This is a genomic window from Brucella grignonensis, from assembly GCF_002252505.1.
In the GTDB taxonomy this organism is placed as follows: Bacteria; Pseudomonadota; Alphaproteobacteria; order Rhizobiales; family Rhizobiaceae; genus Brucella; species Brucella grignonensis.
In genome coordinates, this window is sequence record NZ_NNRL01000113.1 from 1 (window position 1) to 612 (window position 612).

Genomic DNA, 612 nt, shown 5'->3' on the forward strand with positions numbered 1-612 from the left:
GTCCTGGGTTACATGGTTGGGTTCCTGCGTGACCACCCAATCCACGACCGCCTGCACGGCATCGTGCATCCTCATGAACGCCGTCTCGGTTCTCTTGCCGCCAATGCCGAGCAGGTGAGAGTAATAGAAGCGACGCGGGCAACTGGTGTGCGTCGCCAACCTGGTGGCGGCGAACGTGACATTGCCGTCGAAGGCAATATCGACCCGCGAATCTTCGGCCTCGATGTACTCGATGGCAGGGTCCCGCCAAAGGCCCCGCATCGGTGGAACGATCCTATCGAGAAATTCGGAATGCCCCCATTTGGCGCCGCCCTTCTTCTTGGTCGGGGTATAAAGAACAAGTCTGTCCATGGCGCGCGACATGGCGACATAGAAAAGGCATTCCTGCTCGTCCATATGGGCCTTGACGCGCAGTTCCTTGCCGGTGCCGGCCATGCCCCTAACGAGTCCATTGGGCGCCTCCACCCCTTGGAACCCGTGGGGTGTGCGTGGAATGGTGGTGTTGTTCGCTCCAGGAAAATGCACTGCCCGGAATTCCAAACCCTTGGAGCCATGGATCGTCATTAGCCGAACAGCGTCGAGCTTCTGGGCGGCGGTGGGGAGCTGTCGGAG

The 612-nt window shown here is 60.1% G+C and carries 1 protein-coding gene; it reads right to left on the reverse strand.

Features of this window, described 5'->3' with window-relative positions; genetic code table 11:
* Positions 1-612 (reverse strand): 3'-5' exonuclease (locus tag CEV33_RS23585; RefSeq protein WP_328588544.1); only part of this gene is annotated, 612 nt, incomplete at both ends.